At 38.2% G+C, this 7,552-nt stretch carries 7 protein-coding genes; 6 read left to right on the forward strand and 1 reads right to left on the reverse strand.

Annotated features, from left to right (window positions below):
- Positions 1-113: 113 nt before the first annotated feature.
- The 6 genes from H5090_RS15805 to folX all read left to right on the forward strand — a co-directional run bounded on the left by H5090_RS15805 (position 114) and on the right by folX (position 6,929).
- Positions 114-3,476, forward strand: coding sequence for an ATP-binding protein (locus H5090_RS15805; protein ID WP_182696182.1), 3,363 nt, complete (start codon positions 114-116; stop codon positions 3,474-3,476).
- A 43-nt stretch (positions 3,477-3,519) separates the two neighbouring features.
- Positions 3,520-4,149 (forward strand): YceH family protein, encoded by a 630-nt coding sequence (locus tag H5090_RS15810; RefSeq protein ID WP_002962344.1) that lies wholly within the window; start codon positions 3,520-3,522, stop codon positions 4,147-4,149.
- A gap of 68 nt (positions 4,150-4,217) precedes the next feature.
- Entirely contained in the window at positions 4,218-5,048 is an 831-nt protein-coding gene (gene nadE, locus H5090_RS15815) for an ammonia-dependent NAD(+) synthetase (protein ID WP_182696183.1), read from the forward strand.
- Between the two features lie 223 nt (positions 5,049-5,271).
- Complete coding sequence (gene folM / locus H5090_RS15820) at positions 5,272-5,991, forward strand: dihydromonapterin reductase (protein WP_182696184.1); 720 nt, start codon at positions 5,272-5,274, stop codon at positions 5,989-5,991.
- A 22-nt stretch (positions 5,992-6,013) separates the two neighbouring features.
- Complete coding sequence (folE, locus tag H5090_RS15825; RefSeq protein WP_002962341.1) at positions 6,014-6,568, forward strand: GTP cyclohydrolase I FolE; 555 nt, start codon at positions 6,014-6,016, stop codon at positions 6,566-6,568.
- A 4-nt stretch (positions 6,569-6,572) separates the two neighbouring features.
- Positions 6,573-6,929 (forward strand): dihydroneopterin triphosphate 2'-epimerase, encoded by a 357-nt coding sequence (gene folX, locus H5090_RS15830; protein WP_002962340.1) that lies wholly within the window; start codon positions 6,573-6,575, stop codon positions 6,927-6,929.
- 16 nt (positions 6,930-6,945) lie between these two features.
- Here the strand turns inward: folX and H5090_RS15835 are convergent, their stop codons facing one another.
- Positions 6,946-7,380 (reverse strand): YqaA family protein, encoded by a 435-nt coding sequence (locus H5090_RS15835; protein WP_182696185.1) that lies wholly within the window; start codon positions 7,378-7,380, stop codon positions 6,946-6,948.
- Positions 7,381-7,552: the final 172 nt, after the last annotated feature.

The following is a 7,552-nucleotide window of genomic DNA, read 5'->3' on the forward strand; positions in this document are numbered from 1 at the left end:
CGCTAAACTACTAATTATAAAAAATAAACGGCGCATTTGTTAATGCGCCGTTTTCATTTGTGTAATAAATTAGCTATAGTTAATTTGCCTAAATTAACGCCACGATGTAGCTAATGCCACCATCTACTAACAATAAAAAAACGAACGTTCATAACTTTAAGTTGACCTTTTGGTTATCGCTTACGCTAACTGTACTAGTTGGTATCGTTCTTGATCGTATTAACTACAATCGTGTTAAAGATGCTCATCGCCTACAAATTCTTTCTGAAGTAAGTACATATCGAGCTCAATTAGAATCTATTTTAGTTTCTAATATCCAACTAGTTCGAGGTTTAGGTGTTGCCGTAGCGGCGCAGCCTGATTTACAGCAAACACAGTTTGAACAAATTGCCCAACCACTATTTAAAACCTCAAATGAGCTTCGCAATATTGGTGGCGCTCCCGATATGGTAATTCGTATGACTTACCCCTTAAAAGGTAATGAAAAAGCACTCGGTTTAAACTTTTTAGAAGAAAAAAACCAACGCGCTGATGCTATTAGAGCTCGCGATACAAATACCATTGTAATGGCAGGCCCATTAAAATTAATCCAAGGTGACATAGCACTTATAGCCCGCGTTCCTGTTTACATACCGCCAGAAAATCGCTTTTGGGGATTACTTTCAGTTGTTCTCAACATTGACAAAGTCTATGAAAATTCAGGTATTTATGAGCTAGAAAAAGAATACAACGTCGCTTTACAAGGCAGGCATGGACTTGGCAGCAAAGGGGAGTTTTTTTACGGTAATCAAAACATAATAGAGCAAGACCCCCTTGAGTTTACGTTAAGCTTTCAAGGTGGCAATTGGCAACTTTACGTAGCACCTAAAATAGGTTGGAGCCCAACAAATTCAGCTGTATGGCCACTTAGGCTATCAATTATTATTATTTGCGGATTATTAATTTGGGCCTTTTTATTCTTTTTGAAAATGCTTAATCGCCAGCAACAAAACGAAAAAATGCTTGAAGCAATGAGTGATCTAGCCCAAATAGGCGCATGGTCATTTAACTTAGAAACGAAACAAGTATATTGGTCTGATATGACCAAAAAACTATTTAAATACCCATTAAATAACCAACCAGAATGGCCTACAGATTTAAATTACTTTAAACAAGGCACTAGCAGAGAAACAATTAAACCTTTAATTGAACGAGCCATAAAATATGGTGAAAGCTACGAAGTTGAATTAGAAGTAATGGATGAAGAAGGTGAATCTGTTTGGGTACTTGTACATGGTGAAGCAGAACGAAAAAATGGACGATGCACACGTATCTTTGGCTCATTACAGAATATTGATACCCGTAAAAAAATTGAATTAGAAAATAATAAAACCGCATTACACAACGAAATTTTAGCCTCCCTGACCGTTAATAAATTAATATTAAATGGGCAACTTAGCCAATCAAAAGACATTATTACTAAAGCAATCTGCCAAGCATTTGATATTAAACGTGCCAGTATTTGGTTTTTTAATGAAGACAAATCCCAACTAAGCCCTTTTGCCATACATAGTAAACATTCGTCTAGTGATAAAATTGACTCTATTTGGCTAAGAAAAAATCTTCCCGGCTTTTTTAATGCAATAGATCACCAGCCTGTATTTAATGTGCCTGACGCCCAAGAACACCCAATACTCGAGCCAATTAAAGAACAGTATTTAATGACTCTCGAGATTAAATCAATGCTGTGCGTAATAATTCCTGCGGGAAGTGGCGCTATAGGAGTCGTCTGCGCAGAGCAATGTCAATCAAAACGCCACTGGTCTAAAAACGAAGAAAGCTTTTTAATTGCCGTTGCAGCGTTAATAGGCAGCTTGCACTCAAGCCAACAGCGAATTGAAACCGAACAAAAACTAGTTTCTGCCAAAGAAACCGCCGAACAAGCTGTTAAAGCTAAAAGTGAATTTTTAGCGAGTATGAGCCACGAAATTCGCACCCCAATGAACGGTGTTTTAGGTATGCTTAACATAATTAAGCAAACTCAATTGGACCTACAGCAAAAACATCATATTGAACTTGCTCAATCATCAGCTCAATCTTTGCTTAATATAATTAATGACATATTAGACTTTTCTAAAATTGAAGCCGGTAAGCTCGATATTGAAAACGTGCAATTTAATTTACCTCGGTTATTAGGCGAAGTGGTGGAATCCTTTGCTTTAAAGGTAGAACAAAACAATACAAAACTTATTCTAGATGCTACTCAAATAACTGTTAGCGAGATAATTAGTGACCCTAACCGCTTGCGCCAAATTTTAAATAACTTAATTGGCAACGCGGTTAAATTTACTATTGATGGCGAAGTAGTCATTACCGCCAGAATAGATGAAACAACGGATGGCTCGTTCCTACAGTGTTCGATTATTGATACTGGTATTGGTATTGACCCTAAAAAACAAGCGTCGTTATTTGACTCATTCACACAAGCCGATGCTTCAACAACACGCCAATTTGGGGGCACAGGGCTTGGCCTTGCCATAGTAAAACAATTGTGCGAACTGATGAACGGTGAAGTGAGTGTAAACAGTATGCAAGGTGAAGGAAGTACATTTTCTTTCACAGTACAAATACAACCGCGCTTAAGTAAAGAACAAGATTTACCGAGTCATTTAATTAAAAACAAACATATTTTAATTATTGATGAGTGCTCGTTAAATGCTAACACCGCTAATAAGCAGCTCACTGTTTGGGGTGCAAAAGTTAATTGTATACATAACTATCTTGAGGTTGATGATTACTTAAGTAATGTAACCACCCACCCTGGTGCTATTTTAGTTGATTACTACTTTTTTGAAAAAGCCCCAAAAACGCATATCACCGCGCTTAAAAACTTTATAAATATGCATAGTTGCAAGTTAGTTATTATGGCGCCAATGAGTTATTCGTCTGAGGAGTCTAAAGTAGGTATGGAAGTCGACTGTATGATTTTCAAACCTCTCACACCGTCTGATTTGTTTGACTCACTCACAAACGATAAATACATTGAACAACAGCAGCAACAAGCACAGCTTCAAAACAAGCTAACTAAAGCGCCAGTACTCGATTCATCAGAACCACAACTATTGCTTGTTGAAGACAATAAAATAAACCAAGTGGTTGCCTCTGCGCTATTAAAGCAGGCGGGTGTTACTTTTGATATTGCCGAAAATGGCCTTGAGGCAATTGTAAAGCTCAATGCAAAACAAGGTAAACCATATAAGCTAGTTTTAATGGATTGCCAAATGCCCGAAATGGATGGCTACCAGGCCACTAAAGCCATTAGAGAAGGTGATGCTGGTAAAGATAATGAAAATATTACTATTATTGCGCTAACAGCCAATGCCATGCAGGGCGATAAAGAAAAATGCCTAGCCGCAGGCATGAACGACTATTTAAGTAAGCCTCTCGATTTAGCTGCATTACAACCAAAGCTTCAACAATGGCTTGGCATTCAATAAAGGTGTAAGCTAATAAAATACGCTTACTAATTTGAGATTATTTATGCAGTTATCAACAAATCAACAACGTATTCTTGGTTGCCTATTAGAAAAACAAAGCACGACGCCAGAGCATTATCCGCTATCGTTAAACGCGCTAGTGAACGCATGTAACCAAAAATCTAATCGCGATCCTGTGTTAAGTCTTACAGATGAAGACGTTCAAAACGCACTTGATGAACTAATAGAAATGCGTTTGGTTACAATAGATGAAGGCCTTTCGGGTCGCGTAAATAAATACGACCACCGCTTTTGCAACACTGAATTTAGTAATCTGCAATTTTCTGCTCAGCAGCGTGCCATTGTTTGTTTATTACTTTTGCGTGGTGCTCAGACTCCTGGTGAATTAAGAACCCGCAGTGCTAGGCTTGCTGATTTTAATAACGTAAATGAAGTAGAGGCAGCGCTCAATAAACTGATTGAAAGCGAGTACGTCACAAAGCTAGAGCGTGAAGCTGGTAAACGTGACAGTCGATATATTCATTTATTTGGCGAACAACAAAATAATCCCGCCGATGCCTTTGTTGCGCTACCAAGCGAAGTAATTAAAGACAAAGAATTAAGCGATTTACTTGAAGAAGTAGAAAAATTAAAAGCAGAGCTTCGCCAAATAAAAGCTCATTTAAAACTTTAATTAACTAAAACTAAATCACATAATAAGTTTATTGCGTATCACATATTAAATTTTATAAGGAGCTGGCAATGCGCGCCGAAATTATGGCTGAAATGAAGGTTCAGCCAACGATTGATGTAAATGCTGAGATAACTCGCCGAGTTAATTTTATTAAAACACGTTTGGTAGCAGCTCACTCCCGCTCATTAGTACTGGGTATTAGCGGTGGTGTTGACTCATCAACCTGCGGCCGCTTATGTCAACTTGCTGTAAACGAGCTAAATAAAGAACACGATACTAACAAGTATCAGTTTATTGCTGTACGTCTACCTTATGGTGTACAAGCTGACGAAGATGAAGCACAAATGGCGGTTGATTTTATTCAACCAAGTAAACGTATGACCGTAAACGTACAACCTGCGGCTGATGCATTGCATGAGCAAGCGCTAGCTGCCGTAGTTGGCTGTGGTGAAGCACTGCCTGAGCAAGCTCAAATAGATTTTATTAAAGGTAATGTCAAAGCGCGTCAACGTATGGTTGCTCAGTACGAAATTGCAGGTTTTTGCCAAGGCTTAGTAGTGGGTACCGATCATAGTGCTGAAAACATTACTGGCTTTTATACTAAATTTGGTGACGGCGCGTGCGATTTAGCCCCTCTGTTTGGTTTATCAAAACGCCAAGTTCGTGCACTTGCTACTGCACTAGGTGCGCCAGCTTTATTGGTAGATAAAGCACCTACAGCTGATTTAGAAAGTGACCGCCCAGGTTTAACAGACGAAGAAGCGCTTGGTTTGAGCTATGAGCAAATTGATGACTTTTTAGAAGGTAAACCAGTGTCTGATGATGTTGAACAAAAGCTTGTAAGCATTTACACGCGTACACAACATAAGCGTCAACCAATTCCGACAATTTACGATTAAGGTTTAGTAGCTAAAATAAAGCAATTAATGCCTTTGAGGATTAATTGCTTTTTTGATCGACAGATTAAGAAGCTGCGTATATTTTTATAAATTAACGCTTTGAATTTTATAATACCAATTGCATTAAATTAGTGAGCTGTTATAGCCCTATGAAATAGCGATAGAACGATAGTATTTTTAATTATATTGGTATAACTACCCGCCAAAGAGAACACTGCCTTATATGACATCGCCCATTTTAATTACCGGCGCAGGCCAACGTATTGGTTTAGCACTCGCTCAGCATTATTTAGCCCAAGGGCAGAGTATTATTATCACGTATCGTACTCGTCACGCCGCTGTTGATAAATTAGAGCAACAAGGCGCTGTATGTATTTATGCCGATTTTAGTACCGATGACGGTATTAGTGCATTTATAAATACGCTTAAAGAGCATACAACATCGCTGCGCGCTGTTGTTCACAATGCATCAAGCTGGGACTGTGAAGCTAACAATCCTGACTTTGCAGCACTGTTTGATAATATGATGCGTATACATGCCAAAACACCGTATTTAATTAATTTAATGTGCGCAGAGCTGCTTTTAAACTATCAGCAAAATGAAAAAGTACCTGCCGATATAATACATCTTACTGATTATGTAGTTGAAACAGGCAGCCCTAAACACTTAGCTTATGCAGCAAGTAAAGCAGCACTCGACAACCTAACCAAATCGTTTAGCGCTAAATATGCGCCAAATATAAAAGTGAACTCGGTTGCTCCATCGCTCATTATTTTTAATGAACATGACGATGAACAATATCGAGCTAAGACCCTTAAAAAATCATTAATGGGCATTGAACCCGGATGCCAAGAAATTATCAATAGCATTGATTTACTATTACAAAGCCACTACATCACAGGGCGCTCTTTGCCTATTGATGGCGGTCGTCATTTAAAGTAAATATAAATAAACTGAGATATTTATGCACAATGAATTAAAAGAAAGTTATGAAAAAATCATCACCGCTGTAGGCGAAGATGCTAACCGCGAAGGCTTACTTGATACGCCAAAACGTGCTGCAAAAGCAATGGAATATTTAACGCAAGGGTATCGTCAAACGCTTGATGAAATAACTAATAAAGCAGTATTTACATCTGACGCTGACGACATGGTATTAGTACAAGACATAGAGCTCTACTCTATGTGTGAGCATCATTTACTGCCTTTTATTGGCCGTTGCCATATTGCTTATATACCAAACGGTAAAGTATTAGGCTTGTCTAAATTTGCCCGTATTGTTGATATGTTTTCACGCCGTTTTCAAATTCAAGAACAGTTAACGCATCAAATCGCTAAAGCAGTTGAAGAAGTTACTGGCGCTAAGGGCGTAGGCGTTATTGTTGAGGCAAAACACATGTGTATGATGATGCGTGGTGTAGAAAAGCAAAATTCAAGCATGCGTACATCAGTAATGTTAGGTAACTTTAGAAGCGATCCTAAAACACGTAACGAATTTTTGCAGCTTATAAAAGGTTAACCCTATGGCTAATGCAATCATTAACGTTACTAATTTACGCCTGCGTACGTTTATTGGCTTTAACCCCGATGAGCGTGAAAAAAAGCAAGATGTAGTGATCAATCTAGAGATTCACTACCCTGCTGATGATGCGTGTAAAACGGATGAAGTTGACCAAGCACTTAATTATAAAGTGATCACCAAAGAAGTTATTAGCTTGGTAGAGCAAGGGCACTTTTTACTGCTCGAAAAATTAGTGGCTGAAATTCTTGCCGTTTGTCACGCGCACCCAAGCGTTCATTACGCTAAAGCACGTGTTGATAAACCACATGCACTGCGTTTTGCCGACTCAGTGTCGTTAACGCTCGATTGGGCTAAATAAGCACTTAAAAACTTATTTAAAAAAGCTTTTCGAATCCTACGGCAAGGGCGATAACCGCTAAATAGCGAGCGCCTTTGCCTAGTGTTACTAACAATAAAAAGGTACTAAATCGTACTTTAAATATGCCTCCAATCACCGTTAATGGGTCCCCCACAACCGGTAACCAAGCAAATAACAAACTATACACACCGTATTTATTAAATTGCTTTTGTGCGCTATCAAGCCCTTTTTGCGATACAGGAAACCATTTTTTATCTTTAAAACGCAGTACCTGCGTGCCTAACCAGTAATTAACACAACTCCCTAACACATTTCCAAGTGTTGCTACGCACCACATAAACCATAAATTAACTTTACCTTGAGTAATCATACCCACCATTATCACCTCAGAAGAGCTAGGCAGTAATGTCGCAGATATAAATGCGCTAATAAATAACGTGAGATAAAGCATAATGCCCTTATGGCTAAACGTAAAAACCCAGCCTATAGCTGGGTTTATAATACCAATTTTATTAAAAACATGATCATTCTAGCGTATTAAATAACTCACTAACTACGTTAAAAATTATTTATATAGAACAACTATGTATCATAATTTTAGCCTTGTTATTGAGCTATTTTCT

The organism is Pseudoalteromonas sp. SR43-5, from assembly GCF_014163835.1.
In the GTDB taxonomy this organism is placed as follows: Bacteria; Pseudomonadota; Gammaproteobacteria; order Enterobacterales; family Alteromonadaceae; genus Pseudoalteromonas; species Pseudoalteromonas distincta.